18 protein-coding genes are annotated in these 20,183 nt (G+C 67.7%); 10 read left to right on the top strand and 8 right to left on the bottom strand.

Annotated elements, in window-relative coordinates; all coding sequences use genetic code 11:
* Nucleotides 1-550 precede the first annotated feature (550 nt).
* Complete coding sequence (locus PGN27_RS08985; protein WP_418888572.1) at nt 551-2,893, top strand: thiamine pyrophosphate-binding protein; 2,343 nt, start codon at nt 551-553, stop codon at nt 2,891-2,893.
* 17 nt (nt 2,894-2,910) lie between these two features.
* A complete protein-coding gene (locus PGN27_RS08980; RefSeq protein WP_335325817.1) occupies nt 2,911-3,978 on the top strand; it encodes a 2-oxo acid dehydrogenase subunit E2 in 1,068 nt (355 codons plus the stop codon).
* A gap of 42 nt (nt 3,979-4,020) precedes the next feature.
* Here PGN27_RS08980 and PGN27_RS08975 read toward each other — a convergent pair whose 3' ends face one another.
* The 6 genes from PGN27_RS08975 to PGN27_RS08950 form a co-directional block, all read right to left on the bottom strand.
* Nucleotides 4,021-5,241 carry a Dyp-type peroxidase gene (locus PGN27_RS08975; protein ID WP_335325816.1) on the bottom strand — a complete coding sequence of 407 codons (1,221 nt, stop codon included), beginning with the start codon at nt 5,239-5,241 and terminating at the stop codon, nt 4,021-4,023.
* Nucleotides 5,204-5,689 carry a copper chaperone PCu(A)C gene (locus tag PGN27_RS08970; RefSeq protein WP_335325815.1) on the bottom strand — a complete coding sequence of 162 codons (486 nt, stop codon included), beginning with the start codon at nt 5,687-5,689 and terminating at the stop codon, nt 5,204-5,206. The genes PGN27_RS08975 and PGN27_RS08970 overlap by 38 nt, the downstream gene beginning before the upstream one ends.
* On the bottom strand, nt 5,682-7,142 hold the full coding sequence (locus tag PGN27_RS08965) for a PepSY-associated TM helix domain-containing protein (RefSeq protein ID WP_335325814.1): 1,461 nt from the start codon (nt 7,140-7,142) through the stop codon (nt 5,682-5,684). Before PGN27_RS08965 ends, PGN27_RS08970 begins: the two co-directional genes overlap by 8 nt.
* Nucleotides 7,143-7,246: 104 nt before the next feature.
* Nucleotides 7,247-7,786 (bottom strand): hypothetical protein, encoded by a 540-nt coding sequence (locus tag PGN27_RS08960; protein WP_335325813.1) that lies wholly within the window; start codon nt 7,784-7,786, stop codon nt 7,247-7,249.
* Nucleotides 7,787-7,819: 33 nt separating this feature from the next.
* The gene (locus PGN27_RS08955) at nt 7,820-9,088 is read right to left on the bottom strand and encodes a Dyp-type peroxidase (protein WP_335325812.1); all 1,269 of its coding nucleotides are present in this window, start codon (nt 9,086-9,088) and stop codon (nt 7,820-7,822) included.
* Nucleotides 9,085-10,020, bottom strand: a complete 936-nt coding sequence (locus PGN27_RS08950; protein WP_335325811.1) for an EfeM/EfeO family lipoprotein — start codon at nt 10,018-10,020, stop codon at nt 9,085-9,087. Before PGN27_RS08950 ends, PGN27_RS08955 begins: the two co-directional genes overlap by 4 nt.
* Before the next feature lie 252 nt (nt 10,021-10,272).
* Here PGN27_RS08950 and PGN27_RS08945 point away from each other — a divergent pair, with 252 nt between their 5' ends.
* The 6 genes from PGN27_RS08945 (at nt 10,273) to PGN27_RS08920 (ending at nt 15,269) form a co-directional block, all read left to right on the top strand.
* Nucleotides 10,273-11,013, top strand: a complete 741-nt coding sequence (locus PGN27_RS08945) for a lytic transglycosylase domain-containing protein (protein ID WP_335328676.1) — start codon at nt 10,273-10,275, stop codon at nt 11,011-11,013.
* A 123-nt stretch (nt 11,014-11,136) separates the two neighbouring features.
* Nucleotides 11,137-12,426, top strand: coding sequence for a phosphopyruvate hydratase (eno, locus tag PGN27_RS08940; protein ID WP_335328675.1), 1,290 nt, complete (start codon nt 11,137-11,139; stop codon nt 12,424-12,426).
* Between the two features lie 9 nt (nt 12,427-12,435).
* Entirely contained in the window at nt 12,436-13,167 is a 732-nt protein-coding gene (locus PGN27_RS08935; protein ID WP_335325810.1) for an FtsB family cell division protein, read from the top strand.
* Nucleotides 13,160-13,651, top strand: coding sequence for a DUF501 domain-containing protein (locus tag PGN27_RS08930; RefSeq protein WP_335325809.1), 492 nt, complete (start codon nt 13,160-13,162; stop codon nt 13,649-13,651). The genes PGN27_RS08935 and PGN27_RS08930 overlap by 8 nt, the downstream gene beginning before the upstream one ends.
* Nucleotides 13,642-14,586 (top strand): Ppx/GppA phosphatase family protein, encoded by a 945-nt coding sequence (locus tag PGN27_RS08925; RefSeq protein ID WP_335325808.1) that lies wholly within the window; start codon nt 13,642-13,644, stop codon nt 14,584-14,586. Before PGN27_RS08930 ends, PGN27_RS08925 begins: the two co-directional genes overlap by 10 nt.
* Before the next feature lie 32 nt (nt 14,587-14,618).
* On the top strand, nt 14,619-15,269 hold the full coding sequence (locus tag PGN27_RS08920; RefSeq protein WP_335325807.1) for a flagellar basal body-associated FliL family protein: 651 nt from the start codon (nt 14,619-14,621) through the stop codon (nt 15,267-15,269).
* Nucleotides 15,270-15,346: 77 nt separating this feature from the next.
* Here PGN27_RS08920 and PGN27_RS08915 read toward each other — a convergent pair whose 3' ends face one another.
* Nucleotides 15,347-16,357 (bottom strand): MPT63 family protein, encoded by a 1,011-nt coding sequence (locus PGN27_RS08915; RefSeq protein ID WP_335325806.1) that lies wholly within the window; start codon nt 16,355-16,357, stop codon nt 15,347-15,349.
* 305 nt (nt 16,358-16,662) lie between these two features.
* Nucleotides 16,663-17,016: an ArsR/SmtB family transcription factor gene (locus tag PGN27_RS08910; protein ID WP_335325805.1), complete on the bottom strand. Its 354-nt coding sequence runs from the start codon at nt 17,014-17,016 to the stop codon at nt 16,663-16,665.
* A gap of 70 nt (nt 17,017-17,086) precedes the next feature.
* Between PGN27_RS08910 and PGN27_RS08905 the strand changes: the two genes are divergently transcribed.
* Nucleotides 17,087-19,012 carry a heavy metal translocating P-type ATPase gene (locus PGN27_RS08905; protein ID WP_335325804.1) on the top strand — a complete coding sequence of 642 codons (1,926 nt, stop codon included), beginning with the start codon at nt 17,087-17,089 and terminating at the stop codon, nt 19,010-19,012.
* Between the two features lie 112 nt (nt 19,013-19,124).
* Nucleotides 19,125-20,183 carry an iron ABC transporter substrate-binding protein gene (locus tag PGN27_RS08900; RefSeq protein WP_335325803.1) on the top strand — a complete coding sequence of 353 codons (1,059 nt, stop codon included), beginning with the start codon at nt 19,125-19,127 and terminating at the stop codon, nt 20,181-20,183.

Here is a 20,183-nt window from a genome sequence, read left to right as displayed (position 1 = left end):
CTTTCCTCGGATGTGACGTAGCACTAACTTAGGGTCGCGGTGTGATGTTGTCAACACTGGGGTCGATCCTGGCGTCGAACAATGACTCCTGTCACCGAAATTGTGCTATTTAGCAGCTTGTTTCGCCGCTGAAGGGTGGTGGCTACGTCTGTACATGCAACATGTGGATCGCTTCGTTCGTGTTCCTCTGAAGTTAATACGCGTTAACTTTTGATCCACGTGGCCGGACGCGTGTCGGGCCCGGTGTCCAAAGCGCGACCTGGTGGGTCGATGGTGGACTGTCGTGGCATTGTGACAATCCCCGTAGGGGGACGGGCTCCGATGTTGCGCAGAATGCTCAAACCTCGCAATCGGTATTGTTCGGAGTGCGATCCCGTGGTCAACTGAAACACGATTTCTCGCAACGGATCCCGAAAAGATCCGCGACGACGAACAGCTACTGCGATGTGGCCCGACAGAGGGGCCGCGCACCTCTCACTTCCGGCCCGTCCCACGCACACCGATGTCTGGGTGGGTCCGGTCTCGATACACACAGGCAAGGATCACGATGATGAACGGTGTTCGAACGATCGACCCACCCATGTCGCTGCAGGCGCCCGTCGCCGTGGATCGAGAAGCTCTGGTGGAGATCGAGAAACGCGTCCTCTGGTTGTCGACGGCGATGGTTCATCATGCCAACCGCGTCCGTCCCAATTCCACGGGTCTGAAGGTCGGCGGTCATCAGGCATCGTGTGCCTCGATGGTGTCGATCATGACCTCGTTGTGGTTCGAACAGCTCCGGCCGGGCGACCGGGTCTCGGTGAAACCCCACGCATCGCCCGTTCTGCACGGCATCAACTATCTACTCGGTGAGCTGGCGGAGAAATACCTCGCCACGCTCCGGGAGTTCGGCGGCTTGCAGTCGTATCCGAGCAGGGCGAAAGACCCAGATCCGGTTGACTATTCGACAGGATCGGTCGGCATCGGCGCGACGGCGCCGATCTGGGGAGCGATCGCTCGGCGCTATGTGGACACCGTGTTCGGTGATGCCGGTACAGGTCGGCAGTACTCGCTGGTCGGCGACGCCGAGCTCGATGAGGGTGCGGTGTGGGAGGCGATCCTCGACACGTCGGTGGCCGAACTCGGCGAAATCGTCTGGATCGTCGATCTGAACCGGCAGTCTCTGGACCGCGTGGTGCCGAACATCGCGGCAGGCCGTCTGGAGGCGATGTTCTCGGCCGCCGGGTGGCAGGTGATCACCGTGATGTTCGGCAGACTCCTGGAGGACCTGTTCACGCGGGCCGGTGGCCGCGCATTACGCTCCCGAATCCTCACCATGCCCAACCCGGAATACCAGCGTTTGTTGCGCTGTGATGCCGCTGCGCTTCGGGTTCGTCTGCCCGGCAATGGTTCTGAAGCGGGCGAGATTGCGTCGTTGTTGGACGACCTCGATGACGACACACTTCTTCGGGCGATCCGGAATCTCGGCGGCCACGATCTCGACACGCTGCGTGGGGCGTACGAACAGATCGACGACACCCGACCCACCGTGATCATCGCCTACACCATCAAGGGACACCGGTTGCCCACCCAGGGTCACCCGCAGAACCATTCGTCACTGTTGACGATCGAGCAGTATGAACAGTTGGCGGCCGAACTCGGCATGGATCCTGCACACCCATGGGTGCGCTTCGATCCGGACAGCATCGCAGGTCGGGTCTGTGCTGCCGCTGCGCAGCGGTTGCACCGAGAGTCCGTCGAGTTGGTCACTGCGCCGGTCATTCCCGCGGACATCGGCCGCACCCCGGCCGGGGTGTCGACGACGCAGACCGCGCTGGGACGAGCGCTGCTCGACCTGTCCCGGCTGGCTCCGGATGCGGCCAAACGTGTGGTCACCGTCAGTCCGGACGTGTCGTCCACCACCAACTTGGCGGGCTGGTTGAACAAGGTGGGCGTGTGGTCGCCGAACGAACGGCGAAACTGGTTCGACGACGACGCCGAAACCATCATGCACTGGCGGGAGAAGCCCACCGGACAACACATGGAACTCGGTATCGCCGAGACGAATCTGGTCGGATTGATGGGCGAGCTGGGGGCCACCTGGAGTCGGTGGGGGCAGCCGCTGTTCCCGATCGGCGTGATGTACGACCCTTTCGTCGAGCGTGCCCTCGAACCATGGTCCTACGGCATCTACGCGGGCGGACAGTCGATCCTGGTCGGGACGCCGTCGGGGGTCACCCTCGCTGCCGAGGGTGGCGCGCACCAATCGATCAAGACCCCCTCGATCGGAATCGAGCAACCCGGCTGTGTCAGCTACGAGCCGGCCTTCGCGGTCGATGTCGAATGGACGTTGCTCGACAGTATTTCCCGGTTGGGCCGTCCGGACGGATCTTCCTCGTATCTACGCCTTTCGACGCGCCCCGTCGACCAGACTCTGGCCGGGGTTCCGACGGATCCGGCGGCGCGAGAACGGCGACGGCGTCAGGTTGTCGCCGGTGCCTATCCGCTCCGCCGGGCCGAGCAGCCTGCGGTCATGTTGGTCGGAGTGGGAGCGGTGATCACCGAGACTCTCGCTGCCGCCGATCGGTTGGCGGAGTTGGGTCTCGATGCCGACGTCGTATGTGTGACCAGCGCCGGGTTGTTGTTCGAGGCGGTGCAAGCGCGCCGCGGTCTGGCAGACGGGCCGTCGTGGATCCTGGATCAGGTGTTTCCGCCCGACAGGGCAGTACCCATGGTGACGGTGCTGGACGGGCACCCGCACACCTTGGCCTTTTTGGCAGGGATCAATCGTGTTGCGGCCGCGGCGCTCGGCGTCACACGATTCGGACAGGTCGGATCCCTCGACGATGTCTACCGCTATCACGGTATCGACACGGACAGCATGGTTCGCGCCGCGCTAGACCTCGTCGACTGAGAAAAGGGACCACAGGCATGCCCGATCCAGAAACCACCACCACGCTGGTGTTGCCGGCACTCGGCGATCACGTCAACGAGGTCACCATCACCCGGTGGCTCAAGAACGCCGGCGAACGCTTCGAGCCCGACGAGCCATTGCTCGAAGTGTCCACGGACAAGGTCGAAACGGAGATCCCCGCGCCGGGCGTTGGAACGCTCCTGGAGATCCTGACAGCCGAGAATGAGGTTGTCGAAATCGGGGCGGCGCTGGCCGTTCTGGCCGCATCCGAAGTCACGGATCCCGTTCCCGCGGCGACCGAGGTGATGCCGGCGCCGTCACCGGTGGTTGTCGATCCGCCACCATCGGTCGCGGTGGAGCCGGCCACGGCCTCGACGGTGCAGAAGCTGCCCCGAATTCGTCAGACGATCGCGCGGCGAATGCTGGAATCACTGCAGACCTCGGCACAGTTGACGACGGTGGTCGAGGTCGATGTCACCACCATTGCCTGGCTGCGCTCGCAGGAGAAGGAAGACTTCCACCGACGCGCCGGAGTGAAACTGTCCTTCCTGCCGTTCTTCGTCGCCGCCGCGGTGGAAGCGCTCGCCGAGCATCCGGTGCTCAACGCCTCACTCGACGCCGACTGCACCGAGATCACCTACCACGCCGACGTGCACCTGGGGATGGCAGTCGACAGCGACAAAGGGCTGATGGTTCCGGTGCTCCGCGATGCCGCGGCCTTGAGCCTCGTGCAACTGGCACAAGGCATTGCCGCGGTCGCGGAGCGAGTCCGGCTCGGCACGATACGACCTGATGATCTGTCCGGCGGCACCTTCACCATCACCAATACCGGCAGTCGAGGGGCACTGTTCGATACCCCGATCATCAACCAGCCGCAGTCGGCCATTCTCGGTGTGGGCGCGGTGGTCGATCGGGTGGTGCCGATTCGGCGCGAGACTCCTGAACTCGAGATCGGTGTGCGGTCCATGGCTTATCTGTCACTGTCCTATGACCACCGCACCGTCGACGGTGCCGATGCCGCCCGCTATCTGACGGCCGTCAAGGGTCGACTCGAGCGGGGCTTCACCGCCGATGATCTTCGGTGAACGCACGCGTCGACCGATCCCGCGCACTTCTCGACGGTCTGCTCAGGCCAGCAATCCCGAGCCCAGCCAGTCGCCCTCGTCCACCCCGGGGAGCATGGCGAAGGTCGCCGAACCCACCGTGGTGATCCACTGATTCATCGCGTCGGACTCGGCCAACCGTGCCTGCACGGGAATGAATTGGCGCACCGGATCGGCGAGGTAGGTGGCGAACACCAGCCCACTGTCGGTGGTCGCACCTGCTGGTGGCGGGTCGTCGTAGTTGTACGGCCTACGCAGGAACCGCTCATCGTCGTTGCGGTGATGTGCCAGCGCGATATGCGAATTCGGTGGGATCACCGGAATTCCGTTGACCCGGGCATCCAGATCGGGTACATCGCTCTCCCGGGTTCCGGTCAGTGGCGCCCCGGTGTCCAGCCGGCGTCCCACCGCGAATTCCTTGCTGGCGCGGTCGAGTTCGTCCCAGGTGTCCATCTCGGCGCGCACCCTTCGCAGCACCAGGATGGTGCCGCCGGCGAACCATGGTTGGGCTGCTCCGTCGTCCCATACGTAGCGGTCCAACTCGGCCGCGGTCCGTAGGTTCGCGGTACCGTCGACCTGCCCCATGACATTGCGCATCGTCGCCCCGGACACGTCGGCGCCGTGGGCGTTGCGGAAACCGCGCTGCCGCCAACGCTGCACCGTCATGGCGCGGACGTTCTTCAGTAGCACCCGGCTGGTGTGGGCGACCACCATCGGGTCGTCGGCGCAGATCTGCAACACGATGTCGCCGCCGACGAACCGTGGATCGAGCCGGTCGGTCCGGAACGCGGGCATCTCGATCGCCGTAGGGGGTCGCTTGTGCGCCATGCCGATTCGATCGAACACCGCAGGGCCGAGTCCCACGCTGACGGTGAGGCGGGCCGGGCGAAGCGCAAGTTCGGGTTCGGTATCGGCCAACGCCGGCCTGCCCTGGGTCAACCGCGCGGCGTCGGCGCTCCACAACCGCAGGATGGCGGTCAGCGTGTCGCGCAGGCTGCGGTGCGGGTCATCGCGCAGATCCAGCGCGACGAACAGCGCATGTGCCTGCGGCGGCGTATCGATCCCGGCCTGATGTGCACCGTGAAAGGGCTCCACCGTGCCGCCGAAACCGTCGACCGTCGCCGAATGTGCGGCGCTGCACTGCGTCAGCGCGGCACCGGCGGCCAAGGCGGCGGCGCCTCCGGTGAGGAGGCGCCGCCGGTTGACGTCAACCATGGCCGCCGTGGCCGGGTTGGTACTGCTCATTGGCGCCGGCGAAGTCACGCACCTGCGCGGTGACCGGCAGCGTCGACCCGTCCTCGAACTCGAGGGTGACGGTGACATCGCTGCCCGGTGACAACGGCCCGGTCAGGTCCATCAGCATGACGTGGTCGCCACCCGGTGCCAGATCATGGCTGCCACCCGGGGCGATCACGAATCCACCGGCCTTGGGGCGCATGGTCTTACTGCCCGCCGCGCCGGTCACCTCGTGCAGTTCCACCATGCCCGCCGCTGGCGAGGTGCCCGAGGTGATCCGCACCTCGGTGCTGCCGGTATTGGACAACGTGCCGAACAGCGCGGCCATCCCGCCGTCGGTACCGGCGGCCCACTGGTCGGTGACCGTCACGCGTTCGGCCATCGGGGAGTCCTTCGCGGCGGGGGAGCCGCACGCCGCCAGCAGCAGGGCCACGGCGAGGATGAGGGCCTTACGCATCGGCGTTCTCCTTCCGGGCCTTGGCCGCGCCCACGAGGACGTCGACCACGACGAAGCCGGCCAGCGAGAGCCCCAGCAGCGGCAGGAACCATCCGATGGCCACCGCGGCGACGACGATGGTGCCGATTGCCCACGGCGACAGTCGCTTCCACGTTCCACGCAATGGTGGTCTGCCCACTGCCCAACGGGATCCGCGGGTCGGGCGGCGCTGCCACCACATCCGGTAGCCGCCGATGATCACGGCGATAAGCGCAACCGCGACACCGAGCAGGATCAGTTGGTTGGCCAACCCGAACAGCAGACCCATATGGCCGCGGATACCCCAGTCGGCCAGCATGGCGACCACCGAATAGTCGCGCCAGTAGTCGATCTCGCTGCTGACCGTGTTGGTGGCCGGGTCGACCGAGGCCACATTGGTGGTCAGCCGGTAGGGCTTGTCCAGCTCGGCCACCCGCACCCCGTTACCCGCCTCGGTGGGCAGGGCCAGTTCGACGGGCTGGTGCACGCCGGCGGTCGCCGCCGCCTGCAGCACGGCCTCGTAGTCGATCGCACCGTTCGGGGTGGCGGGCATATCGGCGCCGTGCTGACCGTGGCCCTGGTGCTCACCGTGACCGGTGTGTCCGTCGGCGACCGCGGCGGCGGGATGCAGCGTGGTGTCCAGCACCGGTCGCTTCCAGTCCATCGCCGAGCGCAGCTCGCTGACATGCTCTCCGGCGTAGGTGGACCAAGTGATGCCGGTGGCGGACAGGAACAGCAGTCCGGCCAGCAACCAGACACCGGTGGCGCCATGGAAATTCATGGTGCGGGCGCGGCCTTTGCCGGTGCGGTCCACCCGCAGGATGCGGCCAGGCCGTCCCTGTCGTCGCTGTGCGGCGGCCTTGGTCAGCCACAGTGCGAGCCCGCCGAGGGCCACCACCCACAGCCAGGAGGCGGCTATCTCGCTGTACACGCGGCCGGGTTCGCCGAGCTGGAGGTGGCGGTGGAAGCCGTCGAGCCAGGTGCTCACCGGCAGGTAACCCAGCCAGGTGGCCTCGTCACCGAGGACACGACCGGTGTAGGGGTCCACGAACACCGACCGCAGCAACTCGGGGTCCAGTGCGGGGTCGGCGAACTCCACCCGGGTGGATGCGTCCGCGGCGGCCGGTGGCCGCATACCGGTCACGGTCAGCGCCGGGAATGCCTGCTGTGCGGCGGTGACCTGTTCGGCCAGCGGCAGTGCCTGCCCGGCCGGGGTGACGGTCAGGATGTCGGCGTAGACGATGCGTTCGATCGTCGGTGCCATGGCATAGAGGCCGCCGGTCGTCGCGGCGATCAGGATGAACGGCGCGATCAGGATGCCTGCATAGAAGTGCAGGCGAACCACGAAGGGGCGCCAACTTCTTCGGTTCTTGGCGGCGGGTGGTGGTGTGGTGTCGGTCGGGTCGATATCGACGGTGTCGTCGGGAATGGTCATGGCATGCCTTCGGCTGGAAACGACAGAGGGGTGTGCAGACGCACGCAGCGCGCCGTGACCGGGGACCGGTCACGGGCGTTTCGATTTGTCGGAGTCGTCGACCGTCAGGCGGTCGCGACGGCACCCCTCGGCGGGGCCCGCATACCGAGGCCCGGAGCCAGCAGAACAGATTGCGCGACAACGTTCTCGGTGCGTCGACGCGCCCGGTGTGCGGGTGCGGGAGCGTGCGCGGTGGCGAACAATCGCAGCCAGCACAGCACCGAAGCGCATACCCGGCACAGATGCTCGACGGCGGCGATCGCACTGCCCAGCAGCACCGCGGCCAACGCGTGCGCCGCGATCATCGACGGTGTCAGACCCATATCGCCGTGATGCCCGCCCGCCACGGTCAACACCAGGTGGCTCAGCAGTTGTGCGGCACCCAGCGCCAGCACCGGCACGATCACCCCGGCGTAGCGGCCGGCGACGGTGAGGCTGCCCGCGGCGGCACCAGAGGTGGCGCACACCAGCAGGGCGGCGATCAGGGCCGCCCCATGCGGGATGGTGCCCGCGGCGGCAGCGTGTGCACCGACGGTGGTGGCGGCGGCACTGATCCCGACCAGCACGGCGCGCACCCCGTGCGCGGGTGTGGTCGGAGTGCTCACCAGCGGGACTCTACTACGACGCCTAGTAGGTGTTCAGTCGACGAGCGTGTCGCCGAGGAAGCGGTCGGCGCCGGTCACTCCGGGAAGAACGAAAAAGAAGCCGCCGCCCACCGGCATGATGTATTCCTCCAGCGGCTCGCCCTTGAGACGCTCCTGCACGGTCAGGAATCCTTTCTGCAGACTCCGCTGGTAGGCGACGAAGGCCAGTCCCTGGTCCAGCCGCCCGGCGCCGTCGAATCCGCGCGAGTAGTTGAACCCACGGCGCAGGATCAGGTTCTCGTCGGTCTCCGGAGTGCGCGGGTTGGCCAGCCGGATGTGGGCGTTGAGCTTGATACGCAGACCGTCGGGGTCGGCGGAATAGTCCGGATCGTCGAATTCACCGGACATGCCCAGCGGTGCCCCGCTGACCTTGGACCGACCGATGAGCGCCTCCTGCTCGACGAGTTGGGTGCGGTCCCAGAACTCGACGAAATTGCGGATGATGCGCACCGCCTGATAGCTGCCCCCGACCGTCCACTCCGGCTCGCGACCGGGGCCGACATCATCGGGACCCACCCATACGTGGCGGTCCATCACGGCGCCATCGCTGACATCGAGGTTGGCGGTGCCGTCCTTGAAACCCAGCAGATTGCGCGGGGTGGTCGCCTCCGTACCGTCGTGGGATGCGGCCTTGCCGGCGCCGATGCCGCGGGCGTAGCCGTCGATCATCCACTTGAGCACCAGATCGCTGCGGGTGCGCCGCATGAGCTGACGCAACGCGAACTGCATGGTGTCGTTGTGGCCGGATTCGAAGATGATCGAGATGTCCCCGTGCGACAGCTTCGGATCGAGTCGATCGTTGGCCAGGAACGGCATGGTCTCCAGCTCGCGCGGCTTGCGATCGGCGAGGCCGAACCGGCCGTCGAACAGTGACGCGCCCACGCCGACCACGATCGACAGGTTGTCCGGGGGCGGATGTTCGCCGAGGATCCCGGAATCCACCGGCGGGTAGGCCGGGTCCCGCTGCTCCGGCGGGCGCCCGGCCATCAGACCGCGGATCTCGTCGGTCAGTTCCTGCAGTGTCGATTTCAGCTGCGCACGGTTCTTGGCATGCACGTTGAACGATGCGATCAGCCCCTGTTCGGGGATGGGCAGCGCGGTGATACCGGCCTGGTGCGCACCTTCGAATTCGACGAACCGCGCCGCGTCGACCGATGCGGCCTGTTCCTGGCCGCAACCCGCCAGGCCGGCCGCGCCGACGGCCGCACCGGCGCCCAGCGCCCCGGCCACGAACCCGCGCCGCGAGATACCTCGGCGGCTCACTGCAGTTTGAGCACTCCCGAGACCTGGGAGAGGTTCTCCGAGAGGCCCGCGAGTTCAGATTTGAGCGTGTCGATCACCTCGGGGGTCACCGTGACCTCCGGGCAGCGCGCCGACGGATACGGGTCGTTCTCGGTGCAGAACAGCACCCAGCCATCACCGCGGCGCAGCGGGCCCAGGGTGTCGTACACCGAGTTGATACCGGCCTCGATCTTGCCGAGCAGCGCCGGGTCGGCCTGCACGAGAGCGGGGTTGAGCTTGCCGATGGCATCGCGGGCGCCCTGGACGTTGGCGTCGAAGTCCCACAGGTCGGTCTTGGCGTACCGATCCTCTTCGCCGGTGATCTTGCCCTCGGAGACCTCTTCGATCAGTTCGGCGGCCCCGGTGGCGACGTCGACCGGCTTGACCTCGACGGACGGGAACTGTGCCTTGAGTTCGGCGATATCGGCGTCGAGCTGGTCGGCGAAGGGTGCGCCGCCCTCGGTGGTGTTCTTCTCGAAGAGCAGGTATTCCAACCGGTGCCAGCCGGTGAACCCGGGGTCGTCGACACCGGCGAAGTCATCGACGCGGGCGTCGATCTTGCCGTCGATCTTCTCGACCAGTCCGGCGATGGGCTCGATGCGCTCCCACGGTGCGCGCGAGGGTGCGTAGGCGTCCTGGGCGGCCTTGAGGTCGCCGGCGCGGACCGCGTCGGTGAACACCTTGACCGCGCCGACGAGCTCGTCGATCTGTGCGGTGGCGTAGGCCTTGTACTCGACGGCGGCCTTCTCGGTCAGCGGATTCGGGGCCGCTGCCGCCGAACTACTGGTCGACGCGCCCGAGGTCGGACTGCCGCTCGAGGTCTCGGTTGCGGTGTTCGAATCACCGTTCGAACATGCGCTGAGCACGAGTGCGATCGCGGCGATCGGTAGCTGCCAGGCGAAATGCCGTTTCATCGGGCCTCCTTGTGGGACTTCGAGCACAGTACATGTTCGACCAGTATTGGGTAGGCATACCTGACTCAACGTCGACGATTGAACAGCGGTGGCGTCCTCACCGCTACTCTTGACCAGGGGCGTGAGACTCCGTTGCGTTGTCACAGCGGGTGGTTTTGAGGGAGTGCTTTGTCGGACGTGCGGAGTGGGGCTGGGAGTGTGCCCTCCCCGGCGCCGACGCTCGACCCGGAGCCGCCGGCCCCCGGCCGCTCGATCACGGCATTCTGGCGCGCTCGGTGGGTGCGGGCCGCGTTGGTCCTCGCTGCAGCGCTGCTGTTGCTCGCCTCCAGTTGTTCCTGGCACCGCGGGGAACACATTCCCGACGGGGTGCCGCCGCCGCGCGGCGCGGCCGTGCCTGCCATCGACACCAACGCCGCCGGCCGCCCGGCCGATCAGTTGCGGGACTGGGCCGCCGAACTGGCGCCCAAGACGGGCATCCCCGAGCAGGCCCTGCAGGCCTACGCCTATGCCGCCAGGGTTGCCGAGGTGGTCAATCCCAAATGCAACCTGGCCTGGCCCACACTGGCGGGCATCGGCATGGTCGAAAGCCACCACGGCACCTACAACGGCGCCGACATCGCGCCCAATGGTGATGTGCGACCGCCCATTCGGGGTGTCCAACTCGACGGCACCATGGGCAACATGGAGATCCTGGACACCGATGGGGGAGAGCTCGACGGTGACCCGACGATGGACAGGGCGATGGGGCCCATGCAGTTCATCCCCGAGACGTGGCGGCTCTACGGCGTCGACGCCAACAACGACGGTGTGATCAGCCCCGACAACTTCGACGATGCGGCCCTGTCCGCTGCCGGATACCTGTGCTGGCGGGGCAAGGACCTGTCGACCCCGCGGGGCTGGATGGAGGCGCTGCGGGCCTACAACCTGTCCAACCTGTACGCGCGCAATGTGCGCGACTGGGCGACCACCTATGCCGACGCGTCGACGTCCTAGATGTCGTCTCGACACGCCCCCGGCACCGCCAACTGCGGCGACCTGGAACACACCGGCGCGGCGCAACCCTTAGGCTCTTAACCGTTCGCATGCCAGCCCATGACCGATTTCCAGGAGGAACCCGTGCCCATCATCGAACAGGTCGGAGCTCGCGAGATCCTCGATTCGCGCGGTAACCCGACCGTTGAGGTCGAGGTGGCCCTGATCGACGGAACCGTCGCCCGCGCGGCGGTGCCCTCCGGCGCATCCACCGGTGAGCACGAGGCGGTCGAGCTGCGCGACGGTGGCCCCCGCTACCTCGGCAAGGGTGTCGAGAAGGCCGTGGAGGCCGTCCTCGACGAGATCGCCCCCGCCGTCATCGGCCTGTCGGCCGACGATCAGCGGCTGGTGGATCAGGCGCTGCTGGACCTCGACGGCACCCCGGACAAGTCCCGACTCGGCGCCAACGCCATCCTCGGTCTGTCCCTGGCGGTGGCGCGCGCGGCAGCGGAGTCGGCCGGGCTGCCGCTGTTCCGCTACGTCGGTGGCCCGAACGCCCACATCCTGCCGGTGCCCATGATGAACATCATCAACGGCGGCGCACATGCCGACACCGGCGTGGACGTTCAGGAGTTCATGATCGCCCCGATCGGCGCCCCCACGTTCAAGGAGTCGCTGCGCTGGGGTGCCGAGGTCTACCACTCGCTGAAGTCGGTGCTCAAGAAGCAGGGCCTGTCCACCGGGCTGGGCGACGAGGGCGGTTTCGCCCCCGATCTGCCCGGCACCAAGGCCGCGCTGGACCTGATCGCCACCGCCATCGAGGGAGCCGGGCTGAAGCTGGGCACCGATGTCGCGTTGGCGCTGGATGTCGCCGCCACCGAATTCCACACCGAGGGCAAGGGTTACGCCTTCGAGAAGGAGACCCGTACGGCGGCGCAGATGGCCGATTTCTACGCCGGCCTGCTCGATGCCTACCCGCTCGTCTCGATCGAAGACCCGCTGTCCGAGGACGACTGGGACGGGTGGGTGGAGCTGACCACGGCCATCGGCGACCGCGTGCAGCTCGTCGGCGACGACCTGTTCGTCACCAACCCGGAACGGTTGGAGGAGGGCATCGAGAAGGGTGCGGCCAACGCACTGCTGGTGAAGGTCAACCAGATCGGGACGCTCACCGAGACCCTCGATGCCGTCGCGCTCGCGCACAACAGCGGATACCGCACCATGATGAGTCACCGGTCCGGGGAGACCGAGGACACCACCATCGCCGACCTCGCGGTCGCCGTGGGCAGCGGCCAGATCAAGACCGGCGCACCGGCCCGCAGCGAGCGGGTGGCCAAGTACAACCAGCTGCTGCGCATCGAAGAGGCACTCGGTGATGCCGCACGCTATGCCGGTGACCTGGCCTTCCCGCGGTTCACCCCCGCGAGCCAGTAACTTCGGTTCATGCCCGACGCGAAACGGCCCGATCCGCAGCGGAAGTCAAGCCGCGGCCCTGCCCCCAGGCCGGGCAAGGCGGGCGGAGCGGGCCGTCCGCGTGGGTCGTCGGTGCGACGTGAGCCCAAGGCTCGCGAGCCCAGACCCCGTGAGCCAAAGGCCATCGAGAGTGGCCACGCCCGCCAGGCCCAGGATGGCGCCGGCTTCGCCGATGACGCCGGGGCTCCCGACACCGTTGCCGACGCCATCCGGCGCTCCGTCACCGAAGCCGCCGACACCCATTCCGAACAGCGTTTCGGATCGGCCGCCCGGCGCGCGGCCATCCTGGCCGCCGTCGTCTGTGTGTTGACGCTGACGATCGCCGGACCCGTCCGCACCTACTTTGCTCAGCGCACCGAGATGAACCAACTGAAAATGGTTGAGGCACAATTGCGTTCACAGATCGCCGATCTAGAACAACAGAAGATCAAGCTCGCCGACCCGGTGTTCATCGCCGCGCAGGCACGCGAACGGCTGGGCTTCGTCATGCCCGGCGACATTCCCTACCAGGTGCAACTGCCCCCGACCGCCGCGGTGGAACCCGATACCGGTCCCGAGGCGCCGACGGCGATCAACACCGATCCCTGGTACACCTCGCTGTGGCACACCATCGCCGATCAGCCGCACGGCATCACTCCCGCCCCGCCGCCGGCGCCGCCGGTGCCCGGTAACGCTCCCGCACCGGTGCCCGCCGGTGGTTGAGCAGGCCGACCTGGACGCCGTCGCACGCCAGCTCGGACGTGAACCGCGCGGTGTCCTGGAGATCGCATACCGTTGTCCCAACGGCGAACCCGCGGTGGTGAAGACCGCGCCGAGACTTCCCGACGGCACGCCGTTCCCGACGCTGTACTACCTGACCCATCCGGCGCTGACGGCCGCGGCGAGCAGGCTGGAGTCCTCGGGTTTGATGCGCGAGATGACCGAGCGGCTCGCGGAGGATGCGGAGCTGGCGGCCGCCTACCGGCGCGCACACGAGTCCTATCTGTCCGAGCGCGACGACATCGAGTCGCTGGGCACCGATTTCACCGGCGGCGGGATGCCGGACCGGGTGAAGTGTCTGCATGTGGTCATCGCGCACTCCTTGGCGAAAGGGCCGGGGCTCAACCCGTTCGGGGATGAGGCGCTGGCCGTGCTGGCCGTCGAACCAGGGATGGCAGGCATCCTGGACCGGAAGGTGTGGGCGTGAAGGTCGGCGCGATCGACTGCGGTACCAACTCCATCCGGCTGCTGATCGCCGAGGGCGGTCCACGCGGACTGGTCGACACCCATCGCGAGATGCGCATCGTCCGGCTCGGCCAGGGGGTCGACGCCACCGGTGAATTCGCACCGGAAGCCCTGGCGCGCACCGAGTCCGCACTGGCCGACTATGTCGCGCTCATGCGTGCGCACGGTGTGGACAGGGTACGGATGGTCGCCACATCGGCCGCCCGCGACGCCGGTAACCGCGACGAATTCTTCGCCATGACAGCCCGATTGCTCGGGACCGTCAGCGACGGCGCGGTTGCCGAGGTGATCACCGGGACCGAGGAGGCCGAGCTGTCGTTCAGGGGCGCGGTCGGTGAGCTCGATTCGGCCGGTGCGCCCTTCATCGTCGTCGATCTCGGCGGTGGTTCCACCGAACTCGTTCTCGGTGACGGTGCCGGGGTGAGCGCGTCGTATTCGGCCAATATCGGCTGCGTGCGGATCAAGGAGCGTTGCCTGCCCGCGGACCCGCCCACCGCAGAGCAGATCGCGGCCGCCCGGACCGTGGTGCGCGCAGCGCTGGACGAGGCATTGCGGGCCGTCCCGGTGGAACGGGCGCGCACCTGGGTGGGGGTGGCAGGCACATTCACGACGCTGGCGGCGCTGGCGCATCGATTGCCCGTCTACGATCCGGCGGCGATCCATCTGTCCAGGACGGGTTTTGGTGACCTGTCGACCGTGTGCGCGGACCTGCTCGCGATGAGCGCGCAGCAGCGGCTAGAGCTCGGACCCATGCACGAGGGCCGCGCCGACGTGATCGCCGGCGGGGCGATCGTGGTGCAGGAGCTGGCCCGGGTGATGGCAGACCGAGCCGGAATCGACGAACTGGTGGTCAGCGAGCACGACATCCTGGATGGTATTGCGCTGTCCATCGCCTAGCGTGTACCGGTGAGGCTGAAGGAGGGAGAGGCGTGAGCACGTGGAATTCCGGCGGAGGGCCGCCGCCGATCGTCCCGCGTCCGCCGTCACGCGGCGGTCCGAACGTGGCGCTGATCGCCGGTGTTGCTGCGGCCGTTCTGGTCATCGGGGGCGGGGTCGCCTATTTTGTGCTCAGTCCATCGGATCCGGATGAGCCTGCCGGACAGCAGACTTCGGAGACAACGCAGGTAGCGGATGCTCCGACGTCCGAGCAGAGCGAGGACGACAACGACCGTCTGATGAAGGTGCTACCGCGCGGTTACCCCGACGGGGCGTGCAAGTCGGTGGCCCGCCTCGACGGGGCATTGGCGACCATTGCGTGCACCGTCAATAAGGATCCCGGCGGACCCATGTCGGCGACGTACTCGCTGCTGGTGGACAGTGCGGCACTCAAGGCTGCGATCGACGACCTGGGCACCACCTCGACCGTGGTGGACTGCCCCGGCCGGATCCAGTCGCCGGGGCCGTGGCGACACAATGCGTCGCTGCACGAGGTCAGCGGCACCCTGATGTGCGGTATCCAGAACGACAACCCGATGCTGGCGTGGACCAATTTCGACGCCCAGATGTTCGCGGTGGTGCAGGGGCGCCCGGCCGGTCCGACCTTGGACAATCTCTACGCGTGGTGGAGCACCCACTCCTAGTTCTGTTCTGCGACACAAACACCGGCGCCCCGGGTCCTTTTCGGACCCGGGGCGCCGGCGTTTGGAGCTGGTACGTATCAGGCGGGCGGTGCCATCACCGGGGTGGTGGTCGGCGCGGCGCCGGCCGGGAGCGGGGTGCCCTGGCTGCCGGCCTCGGCGGGCGCGGGAGCCGCGCCCTCGGCAGGTGCCGGAGCAGCGGCCGGAACGGCGCCGGGAGCCGGGGCGGCGGGTGCCGGGGCGCCGGGAACCGCCGCCGGAGCGGGGGCACCGGGCACGGCCGCTGCGGCGGCGGCGCCGGGAACGGGTTCGGCCTGGACACCGGCCGGCGTCAGCCCGGGCTGATCCGCGGGCAGCGGAGTGCCCTGGCTGCCGGCGGCAGCCGGAGCGGTCTCGGGAGCACCGGCGGGCAGCGGGGTGCCCTGGCTGCCTGCCGGGGCGGTGGTCGGCGCCGCGGTGGCCGGGGTGGAGGTCGTCTCGGCACCCGGCTCGCCCGGTGCCGGGGTCTCGGTGCCGGTGGTCGACTCGGCGGCCTCGGCCGCGGCCGGTGCCTGGTAGCTGCGCGCGCTGCCACCGGATCCGGTGCCCGTGCTGGCCGCCGGCGGCGGGGTGACCCACACGATCAGGTCGGCAGCACTGTTGGCGTAGACCACGCTGTCGGGTGCCTCACCGGTGACGTCGAAGTACACCTTGCCGGTGGTCTTCTGGCCCTGGGCCAAGGTGGACGGGTTGACGCCTTGCGGAGTCGCGACGCCCCACAGCGCGCGGTAGGTCTCACCGTTGCGGGCGCGGGCGTTGAGGTTCGACACGATCGGGGTGGCGTTGCCCTGCAGCGCCTCGTCGGTCGCGGTCGCTTCCCACAAGGTGCCGTGGATCTGGGCGGGGATGACGTCGGTGCTGACCTTGAGGCCGGTGACGGTCCAGCCCTGGACGATGTTGCCGTCGTGCAGCTGCGCCTGGCTACCCAGATGGGTCGTGGTGACGGCGCTGTGATCGTCGGCGATGGCGGCCGGCGCGGTGAAGGCGGTGATCGCCCCGGCGGCGGCTATGGCGGCGGCCGCAAACGCGGCGCCAATGCTCGTGGTCTTCACAGTGATTCCACTCCTGAGTCGTCGAAAAGACGGCATCCCCCCGATGGGGTGCATCACAGATCGAAGTTAGCAGGTGGCGTGGGGTGAGGGAACCGCCGCCGGCACGGTCGGTCGGCCGCAATTGTGAGGGGGGATGCCTGCCCGCGCTCGCGACGCGGTACCGGAGCAAACAATTCAGCCGTATTGCCGGCATTTGCTACAAAGGTCAGCACATTATCGGTGCAGCCTTGCGCAAACTCATCTGGATTTGCTCGGGGTTGGTTTGCGGGCTCTGCGTGGACTGTGAAGCCGCTGAGCAAATCTGCTCAGGCGGTGTCGTCGCGGGCGCCGAGGCGGAGGTGCTCGATGTGGTAGACGGCCTCGTCGAGGAGCTGTGCCACGTGTGCGTCGTAGAGCCGGTAGATGATGTTGCGCCCGGCGCGGTCACCGGCGACCAGGCCCAGCGCACGCAGCAGGCGCAGCTGATTGGACACCGCCGATTGCTCCATGCCGACGGCGCCGGACAGTTCGGTCACCGTGCAGGGTGCCTGGCGCAGCCGGGTGAGGATCAGCAGTCGGTTGGGGGAGGCCAGCGCCTGCAGTGTCTCGGCGACCTTGGCCGCGGACGTGGCGTCGAGCGATGCCACCGGCGGTGTGCGTCCCTCGACTCCGTGTCCCATGTGCTCATTGAACCATGTGTCACCCGCACATTTAGACATGTAGAACTCTACATGTTTGTATATATGTGTGATGACCGGGGTGGAGCATTCGGAAAGGCTGGTCGGCGCCCAGCGGCGCCGCTCGGCGTGGTCGCTGGAGTCGGTGCGCTGGGCGGCGGGGGCGCTCGCGCTCTTCGTCGCCGGGCTGATACTGCAACTAGGCGGTGCACCTCAAATCATTTGGTGGGCAGCCTATCTGGCGTGTTACCTGGCCGGTGGTTGGCAGTCGGCCGTTGACGGGCTCAATGCGCTCGGGCGGCGCAGGCTCGACGTGGACTTACTGATGGTGCTGGCTGCCCTCGGGGCGGCGGCCATCGGCCAGGTCTTCGACGGTGCGCTGTTGATCGTCATCTTCGCGACCTCCGGTGCGCTGGAGGACGTCGCCACCCGGCGCACCGAGGACTCGGTGCGGGCCCTGCTCGACCTCGCTCCCGAGCGCGCCGTGCGCCTAGAGCGTGGTGTCGAGACCGAGGTGCCGGTCTCGGAGCTCCGGGTCGGGGATCGGATTCTGGTCCGGCCCGGCGAACGGGTCTCCGCCGATGCCACGGTGCTCGACGGTGCCAGTGATGTCGATCAGGCCGGTATCACCGGCGAACCGTTGCCGGTGGCGGTGCACGTCGGCGACGAGATCTTTGCGGGCACGCTGAACGGCACGGGTGCCCTGCGCGCCGAGGTGATCCGCGATCCGTCCGACAGCGTGGTGGCGCGCATCGTGGCGATGGTGGGCCAGGCCTCGGCGACCAAGGCCCGCACACAGCTGTTCATCGAGAAGATCGAACAGCGGTATTCGATGGTCATGGTCGGGGCCACCCTCGCGTTGTTCACCGTCCCGCTGCTGTTCGGTGCGGATCTGCGCAGCGCGCTGCTGCGGGCGATGACGTTCATGATCGTGGCCTCCCCGTGCGCGCTGGTGCTGGCGACCATGCCGGCGCTGCTATCGGCCATCGCCACTGCGGGCCGGCACGGGGTGCTGGTGAAATCTGCCGTGGTGATGGAGCGGCTGGCCACCGTCCAGGCCGTGGCCTTCGACAAGACCGGAACGCTGACCACCGGCCGTCCAAGGGTGATCGGCGAGCCACCGGAGACGGTGCTCGCGCTCGCGGCGGCCGCCGAGCAACTCAGCGAGCACCCTCTGGGTAGGGCCATCGTGGCAGCGGCGCACGAACGGGCACTGCCGATCGCGTCGGTGACCCGGTTCCGCGCGCTCCCGGGTCGCGGTGTCAGTGCGCTGGTGGGCGGGCGGCACGTGGAGGTGATCAGCCCGGCCGCGCTTGACTGCCCGGTGCCCGGCTCGGTGGCCGAACTGGAGTCCTCGGGTGCCACCGCGGTGGTGGTGGCCGTCGACGGTGAGTGTGCCGGGGTGATCGGATTGCGCGACACGGTGCGCCAGGGTGCCGCCGATGTCGTCACCGATCTGCATCGGTCCACCGGGCGTCCGCCGCTGCTGCTGACCGGTGACAACCATTGTGCCGCCCAACGACTGGGCAATGAACTCGGTATGGAGGTTCGTGCCGAGTTACTTCCCGACCAGAAGGTCGACGCGGTGCGCGCACGTGCCGAGCGGGTGCTGGTCGTCGGCGACGGTGTCAACGATGCTCCGGCCATGGCGGCAGCGCATGTCTCGATTGCCATGGGCCGCAGCGGTTCCGATGTCACGCTACAGACCGCCGACGCGATCACGGTGCGTGATGACCTGGCGACCGTCCCCGCCGCACTGGCGCTGGCCCGGCGGACGCGACGCGTGGTGATCGCCAATCTCGTCATCGCCGCGAGTTTCATTGCGGTACTCGTGGTGTGGGACCTGTTCTGGCATCTACCGCTGCCACTGGGTGTCGCCGGTCACGAGGGATCCACCATCATCGTCGCTCTCAATGGACTGCGGCTGCTCCGAGACAAGGCCTGGTTCACGGTGATTCGTCACTCACGAGGTGATGCCGAAAAGCGCTGTCGCGCCTGACTCTGCAGCCGCCGGCTCGCTGAGAATGCGCTCAGGAACCAATCGCGTGTTCGGATAGGCTAGCCAAGTCTGACCGTGATCGGCCTTCCGTGAAAGGTGGCACTGCGCCCATATGTCGGTGAAGAGATTTCGTTTGGCCGCCAAAGCCTCTGCGCTGGCCGGAGCCGCCGTGCTCGCCGTGGCGCTGACCTCATGTGGGTCGGACTCCGGGCAGTCCGAAGGTGCGCAGGCCGGCGCGGGCGATCAGCTGGTGGTGTACTCGGGTCGCAGTGAGGATCTGGTCGGCCCGCTGCTGGAACGCTTCACCGAGGCCACCGGGATCGGTGTCGAGGTGCGCTACGCCGGATCCGGAGAGCTTGCCGCACAGCTGATCACCGAGGGCGACGCGTCACCGGCCGATGTGTTCCTGTCCCAGGATGCCGGTGCGTTGGGGGCGGTGTCGGCGGCCGGACTGTTCGCGCCCATCGAAGCCGAGACGTTGGCGGCGGTGCCCGCGGCGTACTCGGCAGCCGACGGGACGTGGGTCGGGGTGTCGGGCCGCGCGCGCGTTCTCACCTACAACCCGGAACTTGCTCCCGCCGTGCCGGATACGATCGACGGCCTGCTCGACCCGCAGTGGCGAGGCAAGATCGGCTATGCGCCGAGCAACGCATCATGGCAGTCGTTCGTCACCGGCCTGCGGGTCCTGCGCGGTGAGCAGGGCGCCAAGGACTGGCTGGAGGCCTTTGCGGCCCAGGAGCCGCGCGCGTTCGAGGGCAACGGTCCGATGCGCGACGCGATCAACTCCGGTGAGCTGCCGATGGGTCTGACCAATCACTATTACCTCTACGAGCTGATCGACAGCACCTCCGCCGACGACGTCGTCGCCAAGAACCAGTACATGGCTGCCGGAGATCCGGGCGGACTGGTGAACGTGGCCGGGGTCGGCGTGCTGAAGTCCGCGCCGCACGCCGAGCAGGCCAACGAATTCGCCGCCTACCTCGTCGGCACCGCCGCGCAGGAGTATTTCGCGACCGAGACCGCCGAATACCCGTTGGTCGAGGGCGTCACGCCCAGCGCGGCGCTGCCCCCGCTGGCCCAATTGCAGCCTCCCGCCGTCGATCTCTCGCAACTCGACGATGTCGAGACGACACAGGAGCTGCTGGTCGAGACCGGGCTGCTCACCAACTGA

The organism is Mycolicibacterium neoaurum (assembly GCF_036946495.1).
Lineage (GTDB): Bacteria > Actinomycetota > Actinomycetes > Mycobacteriales > Mycobacteriaceae > Mycobacterium > Mycobacterium neoaurum_B.
Note: the sequence above shows the minus strand (reverse complement) of the source record. Positions and strands in the feature narration are given on the sequence as shown.